Raw genomic sequence first — 20,975 nt, 5'->3', positions numbered from 1 at the left:
ACCCTATGTAAGCGGCGGATGCGTGTCCGTCAAAGGTGGGCATGGCATGCGCTGGAGATAGCATGATGATGCATTGGCAGTCCCTGTTGTCCCGCAAGCGTCTGGCCAAGGACGGTTTGGCCCCGGAACTGCCCTATCGCAGCGCCTTTGAGATCGATATCGACCGCATCACCTTTTCCACCAGCTTCCGGCGCCTGTCGGACAAGCAGCAGGTGCATGGCATCGGCGGGTCTGATTATGTGCGCTCCCGCCTTACCCATTCGATGGAGGCGGCGCGTGTCGGCCGGTCGCTCGGCAGTTGGGCCGGGGCGGAGATCATTGCCCGCTATGGGCAGGATGCCGTGCCGGCCAGCGCCGCCGATATTGGCGATCTGGTAGGGGCCAGCGCGTTGGCCCATGACCTTGGCACCCCCTGCTTTGCCCATACGGGCGAGGATGTGATTTCCGACTGGTTTGCAGGCACCGGTCTGGGCCGGGAAATCCTGTCGGGTGTGGATGGGCAGCAGGCGGCCGAACTGTCGAATTTTGAGGGCAATGCCCAGGGCTTCCGTGTACTGACCCGCCTGCAGGGCTGGCGGGCGCAAGGCGGGCTGCAACTGACTGCGGCCACATTGGGCACGTATGGCAAGTATCCCTGGGCCGCCCCGGCCTTCGCCGGGGAGGAACGCCCACATAAGCGCAAATACGGTTTCCTGGGCAGCGAGACCGACCTGATGGCAGAAGTGGCTGGCGAGTTGGGCCTGATCCCCATCGGTCGTGACGCCTGGTGCCGACATCCGCTGGCCTATCTGGTGGAGGCGGCGGACGATGCCTGTTACTCCGTCGTGGATATCGAGGATGCGGTGAAGATGCGCATGCTGTCCTTTGCCGATGCGGAGGAATTGCTGGAACCGCTGATCGATTGGGACCGCGCGGAGTATGAGGGGATCGAGGATGAGGATCGCCGCCTGATCTATCTGCGCGCCCGCGCCATTGACCGTCTGGTTACCGATGCCGCAGCGGCTTTCCTGGACAAGCTGCCCGACATCATGGAGGGCAAGCCGGTCGGCCCGCTGTTGAAGATGATTGAGCGCACTGACGCGCTGAAGGATATCTCCGACGTCTCCTATACCCAGATCTATCGCGGGCATCAGCGCTGTGAGACTGACATCATCGCGGCCCGTACCGTCACCACTTTGTTGGATGCGTATGGGGAGGCACTGTTGGCTCGGGAGAAGGCGGGGCCTGGATCTGATCTGCCGCGCCGTTTCGCCTCGCTGCTGGAAACCGTGCCCGGTACTCGACAAATCCCTTATGATCGGGCTGGCTGGACCCGGTCGCTGATGGATTACATCGCCGGCATGACCGACCGTTTCGCCATCCGGCAGGCGCAGTTGATTGCGGGGTGAGGGGGAACGCGGCGTCGTAAATAGGCCTTATTTCGCCTCTATTCAGGTCCAGGTTGCCCTGAAAGAGGAGAGTGAGGTGCAAAGATTGATAATTCTTTTAATGCTTCTCTTTTGGGTGGTCCCTGCCGGTGCGGTGCCGTCAAACGATGTTGAGATAACATTACAACGTATCCAGCAAGCCTGGGGTGGGCCTCTCTATACCGTTACAATCTACGGTGATGGCCGCGTTGTGTTTGACACTGGCAAGGCACGCGCTGGCTTCAAAGAGCTTCTCGGATCAGATGTGGTGGCATTTCGCGTCATGTTTCCCGGACGCCATGAGAGTCGCATCGCACCGGAGCGAGTAGCGGAGATCGTGGCCGAGTTTGACCGGGTAAAGTTTTTCGAACTTCGTGATGAATATAAGGTTCAACCACCCGGCTTAGTCGCTGACCAGGATATCAATCGCCTATCGATCCGAGTTCAAGGGAAGTACAAGAGCGTTCTGGATGACGCTGGTGATATTTTTGGAATGCCGCCGGCTGTTACAGAATTGATGATAATGATCGACCGTACTGCGTCAACGCATCGCTGGATAGGCGGCAATCCTGGTATCCTGGCAGAACATATTGCACGGCACGGGGTAGATACCCCCGACAATGCCGGGCGTCTTGTCCTTGCACTGGCGCGTCGTGATCAGGAAATGATGCGGGCGCTCATCACCACTGGAATGCCGCTGGATTACAAAGATCCGTACGGGATGTTCGGGATGGTTGGTCAATCACTTTATATGGAAGCCATCATCAGCGGATGGACGGACGTTTTCGTTGCGCTTGACCAGCGTATGCCGCCACCACGTGTCGACAGAGCATCAGTGGAGAACGTCTTTGCATTATCTGGAGGCTGCAGCCTTTACATCACGCGCCGTCTTGTGGCGCAGGGGTTCAACCCTACAACAGCCCGCGGTAATGACAATATCAGTATAGTCGAAGCCGCCGGCAGGCGTGACAAAGGTTGCCCTGACAGTAAGGAACGCAGATTGAGCGAACTGGCGACAATGGGAGCACAGTAATTCACAACAGCCCCTCAATCGCCGCCCGCAGCGCCTCGGGCTTCGTGGTCGGGCTGAAGCGGCCCACGACCTTGCCTGACCGGTCCACCAGGAACTTTGTGAAGTTCCACTTGATCCGGCTGCTGCCCAGGAAGCCGCGCTTTTCCTTGGTGATCAATTTGTACAGCGGGTGGGCGTTGTCCCCGTTGACGTCGATCTTGGCGAACATGGGGAAGGTGACGTCATAGGTGAGGGAGCAGAAATTGGCGATTTCCGCCGCGTCGCCGGGCTCCTGCTTGCCAAACTGGTTGCAGGGGAAGCCCAGCACGGCCAGACCCCGCGCCGCATAATCGCGGTGCAGCGCCTCAAGACCTTCATACTGATAGGTGAAACCGCATTTCGATGCGGTGTTCACGATCAGCATGACCTTGCCGCGCCAGTCACCCAGTGACACATCCTTGGCGTCGAGTGTCTTGGCGGTGAAGTCATAGATGCTGGACATCGACACACTCCCTGTTGGTCGTGCGCGATGATGCGACGCGCTGGGGGCAATTGGCAATGCGGGGCAGGGATGGAATTCGATCTTTTCGTGGGTATCGACTGGACCGGCGCTCAACCGGCCCGCGCGGTGGCCGTGGCCGCCTGTGGTCCGTCCGGTGTGGTCCTCCCCGTCTGGCCCCGTGACCGTTATTGGCGCCGGCAGGAGGTGGCGGACTGGATCGCCGCCGAAATCGCCACTGGTCGCCGTATCCTGGCCGGGTTCGATTTCGGATTCGCGATGCCCTGGGTGGATGGTGTGGGCTACCTGGATGGCCGCGTGCCGGACGTCGCCGATATGTTCGCCTTGTGGGACCTGATTGATCAGGCCAGCGCGGGCGGGGAGGATGATTTCGCCGGTGCTGCCGTGCATGACCCGCGCCTGTTCCCCAGCTTCTGGATCAACGGGCCCACGCCCGCCCATTGGGGCGATGGTTCCACCAAGCGGCGGCGGGTGGAAACGGTGGCGGCAGAAACGGGAGCCGGCACGCCCGTATCGCTGTTCAAGCTGGCAGCGGCGGCCAAGCAGGTGGGCAAGGCCTCACTGGCCGGCATGCGGACCCTGAAACGGCTGCGGTCCTTGGCCGGGGACCGACTGGCGGTGTGGCCGACGGAACAGCCAGGACCGGGGCAAAGCGTGGTCATGGAAATCTACCCCACCCTGTTCCGCAAGCAGGCGTTGGGGGGCGTACGGAAGATCACGGGGCGGGCGGCAATGGAGGGGGCAGTGGCGCATTTCGGCTGTACCCTGTCGCCAGACCTTCCGGAACAGTTTGACGATCACATCGGGGATGCCATCATCACGGCGGCCGGGCTGTCACGGCTGGCGGGACAGGCCTCGGCTTGGAATCCCGCTGGCCTGACGCCCGACATTGCCCGGCGTGAGGGCTGGATATTCGGGGTCGGCGCATGAAGATGGTGTTCTATGTCGCAATCGGTGGTGCGTTCGGCTCCGTGGCGCGGTATCTGACAGGGCTGTGGTTCGGTCGGCTGTTCGGTACGGGCTTTCCCTGGGCAACGCTGACGGTGAACATTGTCGGCTCCTTCGTCATGGGATTGCTGGTCGCCTTGATGGCACAGGCCTGGTCGCCACCGGCAGAGGTTCGCGCCTTTCTGACGGTGGGGATACTGGGCGGGTTCACGACCTTTTCCACCTTCTCCCTGGATGTGGCGATGATGCTGGAACGGGGGGAATTAGGTGTGGCGGCGGCCTATGTGCTGTCGTCGTTGATTGTTGGCATCGGCGGGTTGTTCGCCGGGCTTTATCTGGTACGGATGGTGACGGCATGAGCGATGCCGGTGAAGCGCGCGGTCCCGCAAAGATCGTAGAGACGAAACTGGTGGCCGAGGATGAGGCCGATATCCGCCTGGACCGCTGGTTCAAGCGGCATTACCCGCAGGTGGGCCATGGCGTACTGCAAAAGCTGCTGCGCACCGGGCAGGTGCGGGTGGATGGCAAGCGCGCTGACGCCAACACGCGCCTGATGGCGGGACAGTCCGTTCGCATCCCGCCCCTGCCCGACGCGGCACCCGCCCCGGCGGAGGGGCAGGAGACGGCGGCAAAGTCGTCCAAGCCGCTGTTCAGCGACAAGGAAGTGGCGGCCCTGCGCGCCTGCGTCCTTTACCGCGATGCTGACGTCATCGTGCTGGACAAGCCGGCAGGCATGGCCGTACAGGGAGGGACAGGGCAGGCCAAGCATCTGGATGCCATGCTGGACCTGCTGAAATTCGACGCACCCGGCCGGCCCAAGCTGGTCCACCGTCTGGACAAGGATACAAGCGGCTGTCTGGTCCTGGCCCGTAACGCCTTTGCTGCCACGCGCCTGACGGAGAGTTTCCGGGGTCGCGACGCGCGCAAGATCTATTGGGCCATCACCGTCGGCGTGCCGGAACCGCACCAGGGCCGCATCGATCTGTCTATCAGCAAAGAGATGGCGGCGGGCGGTGAGCGCATGATGGTCGATGAACGCAATGGCCAGCGTGCGCAATCCTACTACACCGTTCTGGAACATGCCCACCGCAAGGCGGCCTTCGTGGCCCTGTGGCCCCGCACCGGCCGCACGCATCAGTTGCGCGTGCATATGAACGCCATCGGCACGCCCATCCTGGGTGATGGCAAATATGCAGGCCAGAAGGCCTTCATTGATGGGGCCGACATGAAGCGGCAGATGCATCTGCATGCGCGCCGTATCATCATCCCGCACCCGCGCGGTGGCACCATCGACGTGACCGCGCCCTTGCCGGACCATATGCGGGGGGCGTGGGATTATTTCGGGTTCAGCGCCAATCTGAAGGAAGACCCGTTCGCGGCACTGGACTGACCCTTATTGCAGGTGATGTGCTGGCGGTGTGTCCTGCGCCGCCAGCCGCAATTCCGGCTTTTCGCAGACAGCATCGGTCTGACGCACGGTCAGGTGACCGGTTCTGATGCGTTGTTTGGTGTTTTCAATCGCGTGTATTTGAGCAGGGGTCAGAAAGCGGTCAGCCCCCTGACGCACCCAGTCAACGCCACCATCGGCAATACCCAGTTCCTGGCTGCCGGCTGACCAGTGTCCGTCCAAAAGATCACGCAGCGCGTTATAGACGGCCACATCGACACGTTTCAGGGCGGTGGTGACGATATGACCGGGGGCCAGCGTTTCCTGGTCACTATCCACACCGATGCCCATATGTCCTGCCTGTGCCGCCGTCAGCAGCGCATCGCGGCTGGCCACACCGGCGGCAGGGAATAATACATCCGCCCCCTCATTGATCAGTTCTTCCGCGACCACCCGTGCCAGACGCCGGTCGCGAAACCCCTCCATATCCGTGGTCATGTAGCGGGTAATGACAGAGAGGGGACGCCCCGTTTCCCGCGCGCCCTGGACAAATCCGCATCCAAAGCGTTGTACAGGCGGCGTCGCGACAGCACCGATAAAGGCCAGCTTCGCCGACTTGCTGGCAAAGCCCGCCGCCATGCCGGCCAGGAACCCCGCCTCCTGCTCCCGGAACCGGATGGACCGGACATTGGGCGCCGTGACGGCACTGTCGATGATGGTGAAGCGTGCGTGCGGATAGATGGGCGCCAGATGGGCCAGGGCCTTGTCATGGACATAGCCGACCAGCAGCAAGGTGGTGATGCCCCGATCCACAAAGGCGCGGATGGCTTCGGCACTGTCCTGCTCACTATTGATCACGCGCTGACGAAACCGGATGCCTCTTTCTGCCTCGAACCGTTCGGTGGCGGAAACGACAAGCGAATTATAGACCTGATCGTCCTTCTGACCGCTGTAGATGACGCCGTAATCGTCCGAAGCGCGCGCCAATGGTGCGGGCAGGAGACTAAGGACAATCATCAAGGCATAGAACAGCCGCATTCGAACGTATGATTCCCGGTTAAAGCGTAATCATGCCATCTATATCCAGGATTTGATACCGATGGACAGCCGGCATCACCTATCCCTTTGGTTCGTGCCTGTGGCATGCCGTGCATACCGCACCCCCACTCGACAGCGGCGGTAGTGCGGGGTAGCAAGGGGCTGGTCCGACCCGATGCCTTGAGATGTTATGCCCCTGAGACTTGCCCTGTTCGATTGCGACGGCACCCTGGTGGACAGCCAGCACGCCATCGTCGCCGCCATGGAGGCGGGGTTTGCAGCCCACGGTCTGGTGCCGCCGCCAGCCCGCGACGTGCGACGTGTTGTCGGGCTGCCGCTGGTGCAGGCGGTTGCGACCCTGTCGCCCGGTCTGGCCGCCGAGGCCCATGAAGCGATATCAGAGGCGTACAAGGCCGCTTTTTACCGCAACCGGCTGGCCGGCACCCACCCGGAGCCGCTGTTCGACGGCGTGGTCGAAGCGCTCGACGCGCTGGAGGCTGCTGGGTTCGTCCTGGGCATCGCCACGGGCAAAAGCCGGCGCGGTCTGGATGCCACGCTGGCCCATCATGGTTTGGCGCCGCGCTTCGTCACATTGCAGACCAGCGACCGTGTGGCGGGCAAGCCCAGCCCCGACATGGTGTTCGCGGCCCTGGCCGAAAGCGGCGCGAATGCGGCGGATACGGTTGTCATCGGCGATACCAGCTTTGACATCCTGATGGCCCGCAACGCCCGCGTCCGGTCCATCGGCGTGTCCTGGGGCTATCATGACGGTGCCGAACTGCTGGCGGCGGGTGCGGATCTTCTGGTGCATGAATATTCGGCCCTCCCCAGTGCGGTGACGGGCCTGTTGGTCAAGGATTGAGGATCATGAAGCGCTTTTATCGCGAAGTGGAAACCATCGCCGCCGACGGTGGCTTCACCCTGACCCTGGATGGCAAGCCCGTGCGGACCCCCGCCAAGCTGCCGTTGGTCGTGCCGACCCAGGCCCTGGCCGAGGCGATTGCCGCCGAATGGGCCGTACAGGGGGAGGAGGTGAAGCCCGCCACCATGCCGCTGACCCAGCTGGCCAGCACCAGCATTGACGGCGTTCGTGGCCGTCTGGAGGCGGTGGCCGAAGCATCTGCTGTTTATGGCGAAAGTGAGCTGGTCTGCTACCGCGCGGATGAGCCGGCGGAGCTGGTGGAACGGCAGGCGACGCTGTGGAACCCGCTGCTGGACTGGGCCGCCCGCCGCTATGACGCCCATTTGCTGATCGCCACCGGCATCATCCACAAGCCGCAGCCGGCAGGCGCCCTGAAGGCCCTGCGTGCAGCCGTGGACCAGCTGGATGAATGGCACCTGACGGCGCTGCAGAACACCATCGGCATCACAGGCTCGCTGCTGGTGTCCCTGGCCCTGATTGACCGCCATATCACGGCGGAACAGGCCTTCGATCTGGCCCAACTGGATGAGAATTACCAGATCGAGAAATGGGGTGAGGATTGGGAAGCCGCCGACCGCCGCGCGGTGCAGCGTGCCGATCTGGCCCATACTGTCCGGTTCCTTGATTTGCTGCGCTGAAGCATTTCATTCCGCATTGCGCAAAATTTCAGGTGGCATTTCCAGTTGTCGCCAAACCTGATACAAGCTGTCTCCAACAAAGATACATTTGTTCTTGGGGGGACTGGTTGGGATGCGGAATGATGACGTCCGTGCAGTGTTTGCACGTATTGGCAATGCTGTGGATGGCGCCGTAAATGCTTTGCAGCGCCGCCTGGATATCGATGGATTAACCGCTTCCGGCCTGCGTTCCTTGATTGATGGCAGCTTGCCTGCGGAACAGCAGGCGGAACTGGCCGCCGCATTCCGGGCATCGGGCAAGTCCCCCGCCGTACTGGCTGCGGGTTTTGCAGTGCTCCAAGCTGAGCTATCGGCGGCCCTGATCGCCTCCTCACGCTGGAAACATACCGCGGCTGTTGATGGTGTCCGGGTGCTGGGTACCGTTCTGGCCAATGCCCTCACGATGCTGCTGTCCCCGGTCGCATCGGCCAAGACCGCTGCAGGGCACTCAGTCCCCGATACGGCGGGCTTCATTGCCAGCCTGATGGACCGCACCGTCGATGTCGCCACCGCCATCAATGACGCTTCCATCGCGAACGCGGAAATGGTGGGGCAGTTACGGGCCGTGGATAGTCAGGCCCAGGCCATTGCCGCCGCGACGGAAGAAACCGTGGCCGGCGTCAACGAAATCTCCGCCCGCAGCCAGGATGTGGCCCGTCTGGCGTCGGAGGCACATGACGTGGCCGAGGGAGGCCGGCAAGCCGTTGCCAACGCCGTGCGCGGCATGGATGCCATTGCCGACGCCGTGGCGCAGAGCGCGTCACGCGTGTCCGAACTGTCCGAAGCGTCTGACCGTATCCAGGACATCCTGGCCAGCATCGAGGCGATTGCCGCGCAGACCAACCTTCTGGCGCTGAACGCGACGATCGAGGCGGCGCGCGCCGGGGAGGCGGGCAAGGGCTTTGCCGTCGTGGCGTCAGAGGTCAAAAGCCTCGCTAACCAGACGGGACGAGCCACGGAGGATATCCGTTCCCGTCTGGCGCATCTGCGCGCGGAAATGGCCACCATCGTCGGGTCGATGCAGGATGGCACCCGCGCCGTCGCCACCGGCCAGGACCAGATGCGCGAAGTGTCGGCCCGGATTGATGATGTGACGACCCGCGTCGATACCACGACGGAACGCATGGCCGAAATCGCCGCCATCCTGCATCAGCAGACGGCGGCAGCGCAGGAAGTGGCCCAGGGCGTTACCGACATTGCCAGCCGGGCCGCGCGCAACAGCCAGGCGATCATGCGCAATGTCGATGCGACCAAGGGCGTGGAATCACTGCTGGGCAAGCAACTGTCCGACCTGATGAAGCAGGACATCCCCAACAAGATTGTGAAGATCGCCAAGGTCGATCACATCATGTGGAAGAAGCGGCTGGCCGACATGGTTGTGGGTTTGCAGACGCTGAACGCCGCCGAATTGGCGCGCCACGATGCGTGCCGCCTGGGCAAGTGGTATTACGGCCCCGGCTCACTGCCCCTGCGCGGGCACCCGGCCTTTGCAGGCCTGGAGGCACCGCACAAGTCGGTGCATGAACATGGCATCCGCGCCGTTGAGCTGTTCAATGCCGGCGACCTGGACGGGGCCATGAAGGAAATCGCCCTTGTGGAGGAAGCGTCCGAACGCGTGGTGGCCCAACTGGACCGCTTGCAGAACGAACCGATGGCGGCAACGCAGCAGGCGGCGGGGTTCTGAGGCCTTCACCCCGACCGCAGATATTTCACTGCTGCATCCCGCTCAAACAGGTAGAGCAGGGTGCGCAGGGCTTTACCGCGGTCGGACTCCAGTTCAGGGTCGCGGTTGACGATCAGGCGGGCATCGTCGCGGGCCACGGCCAGCAATTCGCCGTGTACGGCGATATCGGCCAGCCGGAACTCGGGAATGCCCGACTGCTTGGTGCCCAGCATTTCGCCGGCCCCACGCAGTTCCAGGTCCTTCTCCGCGATGATGAAGCCATCCTCGGTATCCTTCATCACCTGCAACCGCTGCCGCGCCACCTCGCCCAGCGGCTGGTAATAGAGCAGCAGGCAGGTGCTGGCGCCTGTGCCACGCCCGACGCGACCACGCAACTGGTGTAGCTGCGCCAGACCGAAACGCTCGGCATGTTCGATCACCATGATGGTCGCTTCGGGCACATTCACGCCCACCTCAATCACGGTCGTGGCGACCAGAACATCCAGCCGCCCCTCGGCAAAGGCGGCCATGACGGCATCCTTGTCCGGCCCCTTCATCTTGCCATGGATCAGGCCGACACGGTCGCCCAGCCGCTCCACCAGGGTGGCGTGACGGTGGGTGGCGGCGGCAAGGTCAACCTGCTCGCTTTCCTCCACCAGGGGGCAGACCCAATAGATGCGCTGGCCCGATGCGATGGCGCGGGCAAGGCCGCCCGCGACCTCCTCCAACCGGTCGGCATGCATCACCACGGTTTTCACGGGCTGCCGCCCCGGCGGCTTTTCATCCAGGCGCGACACATCCATGTCGCCATAGACCGTCAGGGTCAGGGTGCGGGGGATCGGCGTGGCCGTCATGACCAGCGTGTCGACGCCACGCCCCTTAGCCGCCAGTTGCAGGCGCTGATGCACGCCGAACTTATGCTGCTCATCGATGACGGCCACGGCCAGATCGGCGAAGGCCACCTCCTCCTGAAACAGGGCATGAGTCCCGACCAGGATATCAATCTCCCCCGCCGCCAGCCGTTCCAGCAGGGCCGCCCGCGCCTTGCCCTTGTCCCGCCCCGTCAGGACGGCAAGCCGCACACCGGCGGCTTCACACAGTGGCGTCAGGGTTTCGACATGCTGTCGCGCCAGAATTTCGGTGGGGGCCATCAGGGCGGCCTGCGCGCCCGTCTCCACGGCGTTCAGCATGCACATCAGGGCGACGATGGTCTTGCCGCTGCCCACATCGCCCTGCAACAGGCGCAGCATGCGCGACGGGTCTTCCATATCGGCGAAAATCTCCGCCAGCGACCGCTCCTGTGCCCCCGTCAGACGATAGGGCAGGGCCGCTGCCACGGCGGCGCGCAGCCGACCGTCGCCCTTCGTCACCCGTCCCGTCAGTTTCCGTTGCTGTGCCCGCACCAGCACCAGGGCCAGTTGGTTGGCCAGCAACTCATCAAAGGCCAGACGTTGGCGAACCGGCCCCAGCGGGTTGATATCGGCCTCATCCACCGGGTTATGCAGGCGGGTCAGGGCACTGTGCCAGTCGGGCCAGTCCCGCGCCTTCAGCCAGGCCGCGTCCTGCCATTCCGGCAGTTCTGGCGCGCGGGTCAGGGCTGCCTGGATGGCGGTGCGCAGCGGCTTGGGGTTCAGACCGCCGGTCAGCGGATATGTGGGCTCCGTCGCCGATGGCGGCGCGCCTTCATCCGCCGGGGCGGCATGGTCGGGATGGGCGATTTGCAGATGGTTATTATAATATTCCGCCTTGCCAGAGACGGTGATCTTGGTCCCCACCGGCAGCTTCTTTTCCAGCCAGTCGCCCTTGATATGGAAATAGACCAGATCCATCGCACCCGTATGGTCGGTGCAGCGGATGCGGTAGGGACGGCTGGGCGTCAGCGAGGGCATATGCCCATCCACCCGCACTGTCAGCACCACATGCCGCCCATCCGGTGCTTCCATGATGCTGGGCACCTGGATACGGTCAACCACGCCCGTGGGCTTGTGCCACAGCAGATCGACCACATGCGGGCCCGCCAGCTTTTCCGCCAGCTTGCCAAGGCGCGGACCCAGGCCGGGCAGGCTGGTCACGGGCGCGAACAGGGGAAACAGGATGGCGGGACGCAAGGGCTGACCCTATCTGACACGAACCGGGCAAGGGACGGCTGACAGCCGGCCCCACAGGTTCTATATCAAAGCCCAGCATCAAACCGGAACCAAGATGATGATCGATCTTCCCGACGCCGATCTGTCCCCCCGCCGCAAGCGCCTGATCTTCCGCAGCGACCATCGCGGCACCAAGGAAATGGACCTGCTGCTGGGCTCTTTTGCCCGCAAACATATCGCGGCGATGGACGAGGCGATGGTGGACCGGTTCGAGGCCCTGTTGGAAATGTCCGACCCCGACCTCTACAACTGGATCACGGGACAGGAACCGACACCGCCCGAATGGGATGACGCGCTGATGGACATGCTGAAGGCGCATCGGTATGGGTGAGGCACTTGGGTGGGGGCTATGCCCCCGGCCTAGTCGGGCGCACTTCTTCGCCCTGTTCCGCCTCCTCAAACTCGACCTGATTTGCGTCAATGGCTGGACAGCGATTGGTGGCGTGCCCATACTACTTCAATGATCAGTCATATCGACCTTGACCAGAACACGGCGGAAACCCTGGCTAAGCTGCAGACCTTGACCGGTCGTAGTGCCGGTTCGATTCTGGGCGGCGCCTTGGATGCAGAGCTTGTCCGCGTCGAAAAGGAAGCCATCCGTGCTGCCATCCTTGCGGGCGCTGCGGAGGCGGACGCCGGCAAATTCACGGCACTGTCAGTAGATGAGATATTTGAGATCGGGATCGCCCGCGCAAAACAGCCGGCAACGACGGGCAACTGATTGAAATGCCCTGGCGGCTGACGGAACTTGCGACTGAGGACCTGATAAGTATCGCCGAATATACCAGCCGGCAATGGGGAACTGACCAAGCTTTTAAATATAAGGCTGCCTTGGTCAGAGGTTTTGATCGTATCGCCGTCAATCCCTTGATAGTAGAAAGCCGTTCCCAGGACGAATATCTACCAGGCAGCCGCTCCATTCTTGTCGGGCGGCATATCGTCATCTATCGCCTGAACGATGGCGTCACTGAAATATTGCGTATTCTGCACCAGCGCATGAACCTGTCACTTCATCACCTGCGCTGACAATCGGGTTGGAGGGAGCCGGCGGCCCCAACCCTCACACATCCAAATCCTGCGCAAATTTCGCATTCTCGGTGATGAACTTAAACCGTAGCTCTGGCTTGCGGCCCATCAGGCTTTCCACCAGGGCCTTGGTCTCTTCGACATCGTCCTTCTGGTCGGGGTCGCGCTGATCCGGGACCACGACGCGCAGCAGGGTGCGCTTGGACGGGTCCATGGTGGTTTCCTTCAACTGCGCGGGCGGCATTTCGCCCAGGCCCTTGAAGCGGCTGATTTCCACCTTGCCCTTGACCGACTTGAACACGGTCTTCATCAACTCGTCCTTATGCGCGTCATCGCGGGCATAACGCGTATTACCGCCGCCGGCGAGGCGGTACAGCGGCGGCAGGGCCAGATACAGGTGGCCCTGCTGGATCAGGCCCGGCATCTCCCGATAGAAGAAGGTCATCAGCAGGGAGGCGATGTGGGCGCCGTCGACATCGGCGTCGGTCATGATGATGACGCGTTCGTAGCGCAGCTTGTCGACGCTGAATTCCTTGCCCGTGCCACAGCCCAGGGCCTGGGCCAGATCGGCCAGTTCCTGGTTACCGCGCAGCTTGTCCACGCTGGCCGATGCCACGTTCAGGATCTTGCCACGCAGGGGCAGGATGGCCTGGGTATCGCGACGGCGGGCCTGTTTGGCGGAACCGCCGGCCGAATCGCCCTCCACGATGAAGATCTCGGTATCCTCGGCACTCTGGCGCGAACAATCGGCCAGCTTGCCGGGCAGGCGCAGACGGCGGGTCGGCGTCTTGCGCGCCATCTCCTTCTGCGCCTTCTTGCGCGCGCGTTCTTCGGCCTTTTCGATCAGCCGTTCGATCAGGCCCTTGGCGGCGTCAGGCGATCCCGACAGCCAATGGTCGAACCGATCCTTGATGGCGCTTTCGGTCAGTTTCTGCGCATCAGCGCTGACCAGCCGTTCCTTGGTCTGGCCCTGGAAATGCGGGTCGCGGATGAAGACGGAGAGCAGAATCGTCGCCCCCTCCATCACATCATCGGCGGTAATGTTGGCAGCGCGCTTGTTGCCCAGCATCTCCCCGTACGACTTAATCCCACGGGTCAGGGCACCGCGCAGCCCCACCTCATGCGTACCGCCCAGCGGGGTGGGGATGGTGTTGCAGTAGGTGTGGCTGAAGCCTTCATCATCCTCTGGCCAGGCGATGGCCCATTCCACCCGGCCCGCATCGCCCGGAAAATCGGCCTGACCGGCAAAGGGCAGGGGGGTGACCGTGGCCCGGCTTTTCAGGGTACCGTTCAGATAATCCAGCAGGCCATTGGGGAAATGCAGCACCTCTGCCGCCGGCACGCCGCTATCGGCGCTGATCAGGGCGGTGTCGCAGGACCAGCGGATTTCCACGCCGCGATAAAGATAGGCCTTGGACCGGCACAGCCGGTACAGCCGCTCCGGCTTGAAATGCGCGTCAGGTCCGAAAATCTCGGCATCAGGATGAAAGCTAACGGTGGTGCCGCGACGATTCTGGACCGCGCCGGCAGGGGTCAGCGGTCCCAGCGGTACGCCGCGGGAGAAGGTCTGCGCGAAGAGTTGCCGGTCACGCGCCACCTCCACATGCAGGCGGTCGGACAGGGCGTTCACGACGGCCGAGCCGACGCCATGCAGACCGCCCGACGTCGCATAGACCTTGCCAGAGAACTTGCCGCCGGAATGCAGTGTGGTGAAGATCACTTCCAGCGCCGACTTGCCGGGATATTTGGGATGCTCGTCGGTGGGGATGCCACGGCCATTGTCGCGCACCGTGACCGTGCCGTCGGCGGACAGGTCCAGGTCGATGCGGCTGGCATGGCCGGCCACCGCCTCGTCCATGGCGTTGTCCAGGATTTCGGCCACCAAATGGTGCAGGGCACGATCATCGGTCCCGCCAATGTACATGCCGGGACGGCGGCGAACGGGTTCCAGCCCCTCCAGGACCTCGATGTCCTGGGCGGAATAGCTGTCTTGCTTGGCGGCGGAGTTCTGGAAGAGGTCGCTCATGCGCCATTATAGGAATGGGTCGGGGTCTTGTTCAAGGAGATGCGGTATCTCCCGACGACATAGACCCCTACATTTTGATGAAAGAGGGAGTTTCAGGGCATGAGCCAGGATCGGATGCCGGATTTCGACCGCGATGCGCCCTCCATGCGCACCTTCGCCATGCCCGCCGACCTGAACGGCAATGGTCAGGTGTTCGGCGGCTGGGTCATGTCACAGATGGATTTGGCCGGGGCCGCCCCCGCCGTGCGCGTGGCGCGCGGGCCGGTGGCGACGGTCGGCGTGGAGGCCATGAAATTCCACCGCCCCGTCGCCGTCGGCGACGAGGTGAACTGCTATACGGAGGTGGAGCGGATCGGCAATACCTCGATCCGGGTCCGCGTCGATGTCTGGGTCCGCCGCTATGACGGCACCGCCTATAAGGTGACGGAGGGTGTGTTCACCTATGTTGCACTGGGCAAGGATGGCCGTCCGCGTCCCGTGGTGCCGGGGTCGGTAGAGGTTTAACCGCCGCCCAGCCGCCGCTCCCAATCCTCCACCGCGGCATTGGCCAGCCGGTTGGCGGCCAGACGCTGCAAACCGGCACTGGCGCCGGGCAGGGTGGACAGTTCGGTCAGGGCATCCCGGTTCAGCGTGTCCACATAAAGGGTGCGGAGCGCGCGGGCCAGTGTCCAGGTGGGGTTCGGTCGGTCGATCAGGCGAAGTTCGTCACCGGCCTGAATCTCTCCTTCCTCCAGCACACGGTAGTACCAGCCGGTGCGCCCCGTCTTCTGTACCAGACGCGGCAGGGTGGGCAGGCCGAAGCGCACACCCAGCTTCCAGCAGGGCTGCCGCGCCTGTGCGATCTGCAACCGGGCGGTGCCCAGTGCTACCACATCGCCCAGGCAGACATCCGCCTCCGTCACCCCGGCCACAGACAGGTTTTCGCCAAACGCCCCCGGTTGCGACAGGTGAGCCGTCATGGCCTGCTGTTCGCCGGCCCACACGGCGTAATGATCATACGGGTAGAGATGGATGGCCTTGTCGGGCCCTCCATGCACCTTGGTGTCGCCCACGGCATCACCATCCAGCCCCAGCATGGTGACGCGCACAGGGGCGTTCACGGGCCGACGGCTGGCGATGGAACTGGGCACCGCCTTGTCGCCCAGCGGCTGCGGCGTTCCGACCAATAGATGGGACAATCGGACGCTCATCGCACCTCTCCCCGATCATTCAGGAATCCGGCCCAGACCTCATTCGCGACGGGAATGGGGGCGGGGGATTGTTCGGGGCAATCCAGCCGCAGATGCCGGTCACCCAGCGGCGCGCCGACGAAATGGCAATGATGCGGCTGATCCGATCCTGGATTCACATTCGGCTGGAAGTATTTGCAATCCAAGCACATTTTGCTGGGCGCGATATGCCCGGCCCGTTGCAGCGTGCGGATCAGGCGCAGCATCAGGCGCAGCAGCGACAGTTGGTCCGACGCTGGCATATCGCCCAGCGCGTCGATGAGGAACACAGGGCCACCGCCGAACCGGTCGGCCAGGGCCAGACCGGCGCGGGTGGCCAGCACCAGATTGCCGCGCCCGTCATCAGGCGCGGCAACGCGGGCTGCCAGACCCTTCTGGATCAGGGTGGTCGTCGCCTCACTGGCGGTCGGCGCCTTCACCCCGATACGCGCCGCGATGGTGACGGGGCGCAAACCATCGGGATTGTCGCGGAGCAGGGTCAGGATGCGGGCCTGCGTGGCCGTGAGGCCGTGCGGCGTCGCACCGCGCCAGTCATTGGCCTTCAAGGCTGCCGCCACCCGCACGAACCCATCGGCAAGCCGGTTCGCCGCCGGCTCGCTCAACCGGTCGAACATGTCATTGATCATGATGCCCCGCGCAAAGGTTGCATCCCGATCTATATTCGGACTCCGATCTTTTTACAAGCCTTGCAGGAAGGCGATCAGCGCCGCATTCACCGCTTCCGGCGCTTCCTGCTGCACCCAGTGTCCGGCCCCGTCGATCAGGGTTGTGCCCCGGAAATCGGTGCAGGTAACGCCTTCCATGGCCCGCAGCGCCTTATCCATGCCCGGCATGCGCAAGACCCCATCCAGCGAACCGGCGATGAAGCAGGCGGGCACGCGGATGGGCGCACCATGCCAGGGGGCCGTCAGCGCCCAGTTGCGGTCCAGGTTCCGGTACCAGTTCAGGCCGCCGCGATGGCCCGTCCGGCGATAGGCGGTGGCGTAGGTCTGCAAATCTTCCTCGCTCAGCCAGTCGGGCAGGCTCTCGACCGGCGGGCAGGTTTCAACCAGCCCCTTGCCATCCGGGATCACCAGCGGCCAGCCCTTACCAGCCGCCGCCGCGGCGCCCGACGCGCCGACCAGCAGACGGCGATGGGTTTCGTAAGGGTCCCTTTCCAGATCCGCCTCCGCCACGCCCGGCTCCTGAAACCAGACCATGTAGAACCGGTTCAGACCCTGGGCACGCGCCATGCCGACCAGGCTGCCATGGGGGCCGCGCGGCGACCAGGGGACGGCCAGTCCCGCCACCGCCCGGAACCGGTCGGGCCGCATCAGGGCGGCATGCCAGGCAACGGGCGCACCCCAGTCATGGCCGATGATGGTGCAGTTCTCGATCTTCAGCGCGTCCAGAAGGCCGACCATGTCGCCCACCAGATGCAGGATCGTGTAATCCTCAACCGCGTCCGGCACATCGGTCCCGCCAAAGCCGCGCATGTCCGGCACGATTACCCTGTAGCCAGCGGCCACCAGGGCCGGCACCTGATGCCGCCAGCTGTGGCCCAGTTCCGGCCAGCCATGGCAGAGCAGCAGGGCCGGACCCTGTCCTTCATCCTGATAGGCAATGTTGATGCCGTTGGCCTTGATGCCGGGCATGCGCGTTTCCCCTCTTATCATTCAAACAAGCGTTTTACATGATGGGGTGACCTATAACCAGCCGCTTGGCGTATGGCGGCCCCGCAAGGGATGCGCGATTGTCCCGGCCCGGTTTGCCGCTATATAGGGAGCATGAACTCGCTTGGCATTGATAAGGCCCCGGCCGATACCCGCGTCGTCGTCGCCATGTCCGGTGGCGTCGATAGCTCTGTTGCGGCTGCTATGCTGCGCCGTGAAGGCTATGACGTCGTCGGCATCACTTTGCAGCTTTATGATTACGGCATGACGGTCGGCAAGAAGGGTGCCTGCTGCGCCGGTCAGGACATCTATGATGCCCGCCGCGTGGCCGACCAGATCGACATTCCCCATTACGTGCTGGATTACGAAAGCCGGTTCAAGCAATCGGTGATGGATGATTTCGTCGATACCTATTTGAAGGGCGAAACGCCCATCCCCTGCGTCCGCTGCAACCAGACCGTCAAGTTCAAGGACCTGCTGGATCAGGCCCGTGAACTTGGGGCGGATTGCATGGCCACGGGCCATTATGCGCGGCGTGAGATGGTCGATGGTCGGGCCGCGATGCTGCGCGGGGCCGACCATAACCGCGACCAATCCTATTTCCTGTTTGCCACCACGCAGGAACAGTTGGATTTCCTGCGCTTCCCGCTGGGTGACAAGCCCAAGACGGAAACCCGCGCCATCGCCGACGCCCTGGGCCTCGCCGTGGCGGATAAGCCCGACAGTCAGGATATCTGCTTCGTGCCCACTGGCGGTTACGCCAAGGTGGTGGAAAAGCTGCGCCCCGGTGCCGTGCGGCCGGGGGAGATCGTGCATGTCGATGGCACCATCATGGGCCGTCATGACGGCGTGATCAATTACACGGTGGGGCAGCGCAAGGGCCTTGGCATTGGTGGGCGCAAGACGGAAGCCGGCGATGATGTCGATCCGCTTTATGTTGTACGCGTTGATCCCGTTGCCAATCAGGTAGTGGTTGGGCCGCGCGCGGCACTGGCCCGTGACAAGGTGATGGTGCGCGAACTGAACTGGCTGGGTCCTAATGCGGTTGGGGTGCCCATGCCCGTCTCGGTCAAGCTGCGGTCGGCCCAGAACCCGGCGGCGGCGGTGCTGGTCCTGCATGGCGGTGGCAATGCCATTGTTGAACTGGAGGCCGCACAGTACGGGATTTCGCCAGGACAGGCGGCCGTGTTCTATGATGGCGAACGGATGCTGGGCGGCGGCTGGATCAGCGGTACGGGCGTCAGGTAAGGGTGGGCCTTATCGTGCGTCGTGAAAGATAATGCCCAGCGTGTGACGGTGACCGGAGCGAACACGGCTGACGCCATGGCGCAGGGCAACGCGGTAGGGGCCGCGCGTGCCTTGTACGGGCCGCTCATTCACGGCGAAGATCACAGCGTCCCCCTGGCGCAGGGGGACGACCTCCACCCTGCTTTGCATGCGGGGTCGCTGTTCAGTCAGCACGAACTCACCGCCTGTGAAATCCCGCCCCGGTTCGGACAGCAGAACGGCCACCTGCAACGGAAAAACCAGATCGCCATACAGGTCCTGATGCAGGCAATTATAGTCGCCGGGACCATATTGCAGCAGAAGCGGCGTGGGGCGTTTCTGGTCCGCCGCATGGCATTGCGCCAGATAATCCGCATGCGCCGCCGGATAATGCCGTTCACGGCCCAGCCTTGCGTTCCAGTTATTGGCAATGGGTGCAAGACGGGGATACAGCGCCGTCCGCATGGCCTGCACCAGATCGGGCAGCGGATAGCGAAAATACCGGTACTCTCCTCGTCCGAATCCATGACGGGCCATGATGACATGACTGCGGAAATGGCTTTCATCCGGGTACATCCCGGAAATCCGTGCGCATTCGTCCGCTGTCAGTAACCCTTGCAGGACGGTACTGCCCTGGTTGTTAAGGTCATTGCTGAGTAACGGCCAGTCATATGCATCCAGGCGCGACATCGCTTCCCCATCCTTCGCAAAAGTAATTCGGACAGCATGAATCACGTCGGCGCAGGACGCATTCTGATCCTTGCGGTGGGTCGGCTGCGTGCCGGGAACATACCCACGTCTGCGATTTGATCCCGAAGCTGACTTGTCAATGTTCTTGAAATGTTCTAATGTGCTGCCTGTTTACGGGAGGATGCCATGGATCAATGCGACATTGCGGAACGGCCACTGCCAAAGCCTTCCGATTTCACGGGAAGCCCGTTCCGGATGCTGCCCCGCATTGGGGACAAGATGTATCGGCCATCGCGGCCTGTGGATGGCGTCGGCACCACCCCGCAGCCGCCGGCAAAGATGGAAAGTCTGCGCCGGCGTCAACCCGGCGTCTGGGACTGGGGCTGATCCCGCTTACGCGGCCTTGGGTGCTGCGGTCAGCAGGTCCAGGCAGGCCATGCGCACGGCCACGCCCAGTTCCACCTGCTGCAGGATCACCGAACGATGGATATCGTCGGCTACCAGGCTGTCGATCTCCACGCCGCGGTTCATCGGGCCTGGATGCATGATCAGGGCGCCGGGCTTGGCTACCGAGAGCTTGTCGTAATCCAGGCCGAAGAAGCGGAAATATTCCCGCTGGCTGGGCAGGAACTGGCCCTGCATACGCTCCAGCTGCAGCCGCAGCATCATGACAATGTCGGCATCCTTCAGGCCGGTGGCCATGGAGTGATGCACCTCAACCCCCATCCGGTCCACGGCACCGGGCAGCAGGGTGGGCGGGGCAACCACACGGACATTGGCGCCCATGATGTTCAGCAGATGGATGTTAGACCGGGCCACGCGGCTGTGCAGGATGTCGCCGCAGATGGCGACCGTCAGACCCTTCAGCGTGCCCAGGCGGCGGCGGATGGTCAGCGCGTCCAGCAGCGCCTGGGTCGGGTGCTCATGTTGCCCGTCGCCGGCATTGATGACGGCGCAGTTGACCTTGCTGGCCAGCAGCTTCGGCGCGCCCGATTCCTGATGCCGCACCACCAGCGCATCCAGATGCATGGCGTTCAGCGTCAGGGCCGTATCGATCAGGGTCTCGCCCTTCTTCACCGAACTGCCGTCGACCGACATGTTGATGGCATCGGCACCCAGGCGGCGGGCGGCTAGTTCAAAGCTGGTGCGGGTGCGGGTGGAGTTTTCGAAGAACAGGTTGACGATGGTCTTGCCAGCCAGCTTGTTCGTCACCCGGTTCTCACCGCGATTCTGTTCGACATAACGGTCGGCGGTATCCAGCAGCAGATTGATCTCCGGCGCCGTCAGCCCCTCGATCCCCAGCAGGTGGCGATGGGCGAACGTCTCGGCGCGGGCGTCGATATCATGCGGATGGACGGCCATGGAG

General features: G+C 63.2%; 23 protein-coding genes. 14 read left to right on the top strand and 9 right to left on the bottom strand.

The window, feature by feature from the left end; translation table 11 throughout:
- The first annotated feature begins 62 nt into the window (after window positions 1–62).
- Window positions 63–1,388, top strand: a complete 1,326-nt coding sequence (dgt, locus tag C0V82_RS04515) for a dGTP triphosphohydrolase (RefSeq protein WP_245924154.1) — start codon at window positions 63–65, stop codon at window positions 1,386–1,388.
- A complete protein-coding gene (locus C0V82_RS04510) occupies window positions 1,378–2,439 on the top strand; it encodes a DUF6438 domain-containing protein (protein ID WP_102111296.1) in 1,062 nt (353 codons plus the stop codon). The genes dgt and C0V82_RS04510 overlap by 11 nt, the downstream gene beginning before the upstream one ends.
- Window position 2,440: 1 nt before the next feature.
- On the opposite strand, the gene C0V82_RS04505 is transcribed toward C0V82_RS04510, so the two are convergent.
- Entirely contained in the window at window positions 2,441–2,920 is a 480-nt protein-coding gene (locus tag C0V82_RS04505; protein ID WP_102111295.1) for a glutathione peroxidase, read from the bottom strand.
- A 69-nt stretch (window positions 2,921–2,989) separates the two neighbouring features.
- Here C0V82_RS04505 and C0V82_RS04500 point away from each other — a divergent pair, with 69 nt between their 5' ends.
- From C0V82_RS04500 to C0V82_RS04490, 3 genes are read left to right on the top strand one after another with little or no spacing between them, the layout of a single operon-like run.
- The gene (locus C0V82_RS04500; RefSeq protein ID WP_102111294.1) at window positions 2,990–3,868 is read left to right on the top strand and encodes a hypothetical protein; all 879 of its coding nucleotides are present in this window, start codon (window positions 2,990–2,992) and stop codon (window positions 3,866–3,868) included.
- The gene (crcB, locus tag C0V82_RS04495; protein ID WP_102111293.1) at window positions 3,865–4,245 is read left to right on the top strand and encodes a fluoride efflux transporter CrcB; all 381 of its coding nucleotides are present in this window, start codon (window positions 3,865–3,867) and stop codon (window positions 4,243–4,245) included. The genes C0V82_RS04500 and crcB overlap by 4 nt, the downstream gene beginning before the upstream one ends.
- Window positions 4,242–5,276: an RluA family pseudouridine synthase gene (locus tag C0V82_RS04490; RefSeq protein ID WP_102111292.1), complete on the top strand. Its 1,035-nt coding sequence runs from the start codon at window positions 4,242–4,244 to the stop codon at window positions 5,274–5,276. Before crcB ends, C0V82_RS04490 begins: the two co-directional genes overlap by 4 nt.
- Window positions 5,277–5,279: 3 nt before the next feature.
- Here C0V82_RS04490 and C0V82_RS04485 read toward each other — a convergent pair whose 3' ends face one another.
- Window positions 5,280–6,311, bottom strand: coding sequence for a BMP family ABC transporter substrate-binding protein (locus tag C0V82_RS04485; protein WP_102111291.1), 1,032 nt, complete (start codon window positions 6,309–6,311; stop codon window positions 5,280–5,282).
- 190 nt (window positions 6,312–6,501) lie between these two features.
- Between C0V82_RS04485 and C0V82_RS04480 the strand changes: the two genes are divergently transcribed.
- From C0V82_RS04480 to C0V82_RS04470, 3 genes are all read left to right on the top strand, one after another.
- Complete coding sequence (locus C0V82_RS04480) at window positions 6,502–7,173, top strand: HAD-IA family hydrolase (RefSeq protein ID WP_102111290.1); 672 nt, start codon at window positions 6,502–6,504, stop codon at window positions 7,171–7,173.
- A 5-nt stretch (window positions 7,174–7,178) separates the two neighbouring features.
- The gene (locus C0V82_RS04475) at window positions 7,179–7,871 is read left to right on the top strand and encodes an ATP12 family chaperone protein (protein WP_102111289.1); all 693 of its coding nucleotides are present in this window, start codon (window positions 7,179–7,181) and stop codon (window positions 7,869–7,871) included.
- 112 nt (window positions 7,872–7,983) lie between these two features.
- On the top strand, window positions 7,984–9,594 hold the full coding sequence (locus C0V82_RS04470) for a methyl-accepting chemotaxis protein (RefSeq protein WP_102111288.1): 1,611 nt from the start codon (window positions 7,984–7,986) through the stop codon (window positions 9,592–9,594).
- 5 nt (window positions 9,595–9,599) lie between these two features.
- Here C0V82_RS04470 and recG read toward each other — a convergent pair whose 3' ends face one another.
- Window positions 9,600–11,681 carry an ATP-dependent DNA helicase RecG gene (gene recG / locus C0V82_RS04465; RefSeq protein ID WP_102111287.1) on the bottom strand — a complete coding sequence of 694 codons (2,082 nt, stop codon included), beginning with the start codon at window positions 11,679–11,681 and terminating at the stop codon, window positions 9,600–9,602.
- A gap of 94 nt (window positions 11,682–11,775) precedes the next feature.
- Here recG and C0V82_RS04460 point away from each other — a divergent pair, with 94 nt between their 5' ends.
- From C0V82_RS04460 to C0V82_RS04450, 3 genes are all read left to right on the top strand, one after another.
- Window positions 11,776–12,051: a succinate dehydrogenase assembly factor 2 gene (locus tag C0V82_RS04460; RefSeq protein ID WP_245924153.1), complete on the top strand. Its 276-nt coding sequence runs from the start codon at window positions 11,776–11,778 to the stop codon at window positions 12,049–12,051.
- Between the two features lie 129 nt (window positions 12,052–12,180).
- Complete coding sequence (locus tag C0V82_RS04455; protein ID WP_102111286.1) at window positions 12,181–12,441, top strand: hypothetical protein; 261 nt, start codon at window positions 12,181–12,183, stop codon at window positions 12,439–12,441.
- 5 nt (window positions 12,442–12,446) lie between these two features.
- Complete coding sequence (locus C0V82_RS04450) at window positions 12,447–12,746, top strand: type II toxin-antitoxin system RelE/ParE family toxin (protein WP_102111285.1); 300 nt, start codon at window positions 12,447–12,449, stop codon at window positions 12,744–12,746.
- A 34-nt stretch (window positions 12,747–12,780) separates the two neighbouring features.
- Here the strand turns inward: C0V82_RS04450 and parE are convergent, their stop codons facing one another.
- A complete protein-coding gene (gene parE / locus C0V82_RS04445; RefSeq protein ID WP_102111284.1) occupies window positions 12,781–14,772 on the bottom strand; it encodes a DNA topoisomerase IV subunit B in 1,992 nt (663 codons plus the stop codon).
- A 99-nt stretch (window positions 14,773–14,871) separates the two neighbouring features.
- Here parE and C0V82_RS04440 point away from each other — a divergent pair, with 99 nt between their 5' ends.
- The gene (locus C0V82_RS04440; RefSeq protein WP_188595076.1) at window positions 14,872–15,276 is read left to right on the top strand and encodes an acyl-CoA thioesterase; all 405 of its coding nucleotides are present in this window, start codon (window positions 14,872–14,874) and stop codon (window positions 15,274–15,276) included.
- Here the strand turns inward: C0V82_RS04440 and C0V82_RS04435 are convergent.
- Genes C0V82_RS04435 through C0V82_RS04425 form a run of 3 tightly spaced genes read right to left on the bottom strand, consistent with a single transcriptional unit; the run spans window position 15,273 to window position 17,635 of the window.
- Window positions 15,273–15,962: an MOSC domain-containing protein gene (locus C0V82_RS04435; protein WP_102111283.1), complete on the bottom strand. Its 690-nt coding sequence runs from the start codon at window positions 15,960–15,962 to the stop codon at window positions 15,273–15,275. The genes C0V82_RS04440 and C0V82_RS04435 overlap by 4 nt on opposite strands.
- Complete coding sequence (locus tag C0V82_RS04430) at window positions 15,959–16,627, bottom strand: MarR family winged helix-turn-helix transcriptional regulator (protein WP_102111282.1); 669 nt, start codon at window positions 16,625–16,627, stop codon at window positions 15,959–15,961. Before C0V82_RS04430 ends, C0V82_RS04435 begins: the two co-directional genes overlap by 4 nt.
- 51 nt (window positions 16,628–16,678) lie before the next feature.
- Window positions 16,679–17,635: an alpha/beta fold hydrolase gene (locus tag C0V82_RS04425; RefSeq protein WP_199772468.1), complete on the bottom strand. Its 957-nt coding sequence runs from the start codon at window positions 17,633–17,635 to the stop codon at window positions 16,679–16,681.
- Between the two features lie 132 nt (window positions 17,636–17,767).
- Between C0V82_RS04425 and mnmA the strand changes: the two genes are divergently transcribed.
- A complete protein-coding gene (gene mnmA, locus C0V82_RS04420) occupies window positions 17,768–18,901 on the top strand; it encodes a tRNA 2-thiouridine(34) synthase MnmA (protein ID WP_102111280.1) in 1,134 nt (377 codons plus the stop codon).
- A gap of 9 nt (window positions 18,902–18,910) precedes the next feature.
- Here mnmA and C0V82_RS04415 read toward each other — a convergent pair whose 3' ends face one another.
- Window positions 18,911–19,609, bottom strand: coding sequence for a 2OG-Fe(II) oxygenase (locus C0V82_RS04415; RefSeq protein ID WP_102111279.1), 699 nt, complete (start codon window positions 19,607–19,609; stop codon window positions 18,911–18,913).
- Window positions 19,610–19,864: 255 nt separating this feature from the next.
- Between C0V82_RS04415 and C0V82_RS27740 the strand changes: the two genes are divergently transcribed.
- Entirely contained in the window at window positions 19,865–19,996 is a 132-nt protein-coding gene (locus C0V82_RS27740) for a hypothetical protein (protein WP_281262359.1), read from the top strand.
- Window positions 19,997–20,002: 6 nt separating this feature from the next.
- On the opposite strand, the gene C0V82_RS04405 is transcribed toward C0V82_RS27740, so the two are convergent.
- Window positions 20,003–20,971, bottom strand: coding sequence for an aspartate carbamoyltransferase catalytic subunit (locus tag C0V82_RS04405; RefSeq protein WP_102111277.1), 969 nt, complete (start codon window positions 20,969–20,971; stop codon window positions 20,003–20,005).
- Between the last annotated feature and the right edge of the window lie 4 nt (window positions 20,972–20,975).

Origin of the sequence: Niveispirillum cyanobacteriorum, from assembly GCF_002868735.1 — a bacterium.
In the GTDB taxonomy this organism is placed as follows: domain Bacteria; phylum Pseudomonadota; class Alphaproteobacteria; order Azospirillales; family Azospirillaceae; genus Niveispirillum; species Niveispirillum cyanobacteriorum.
This window is presented reverse-complemented; position numbering and strand designations above follow the sequence as displayed.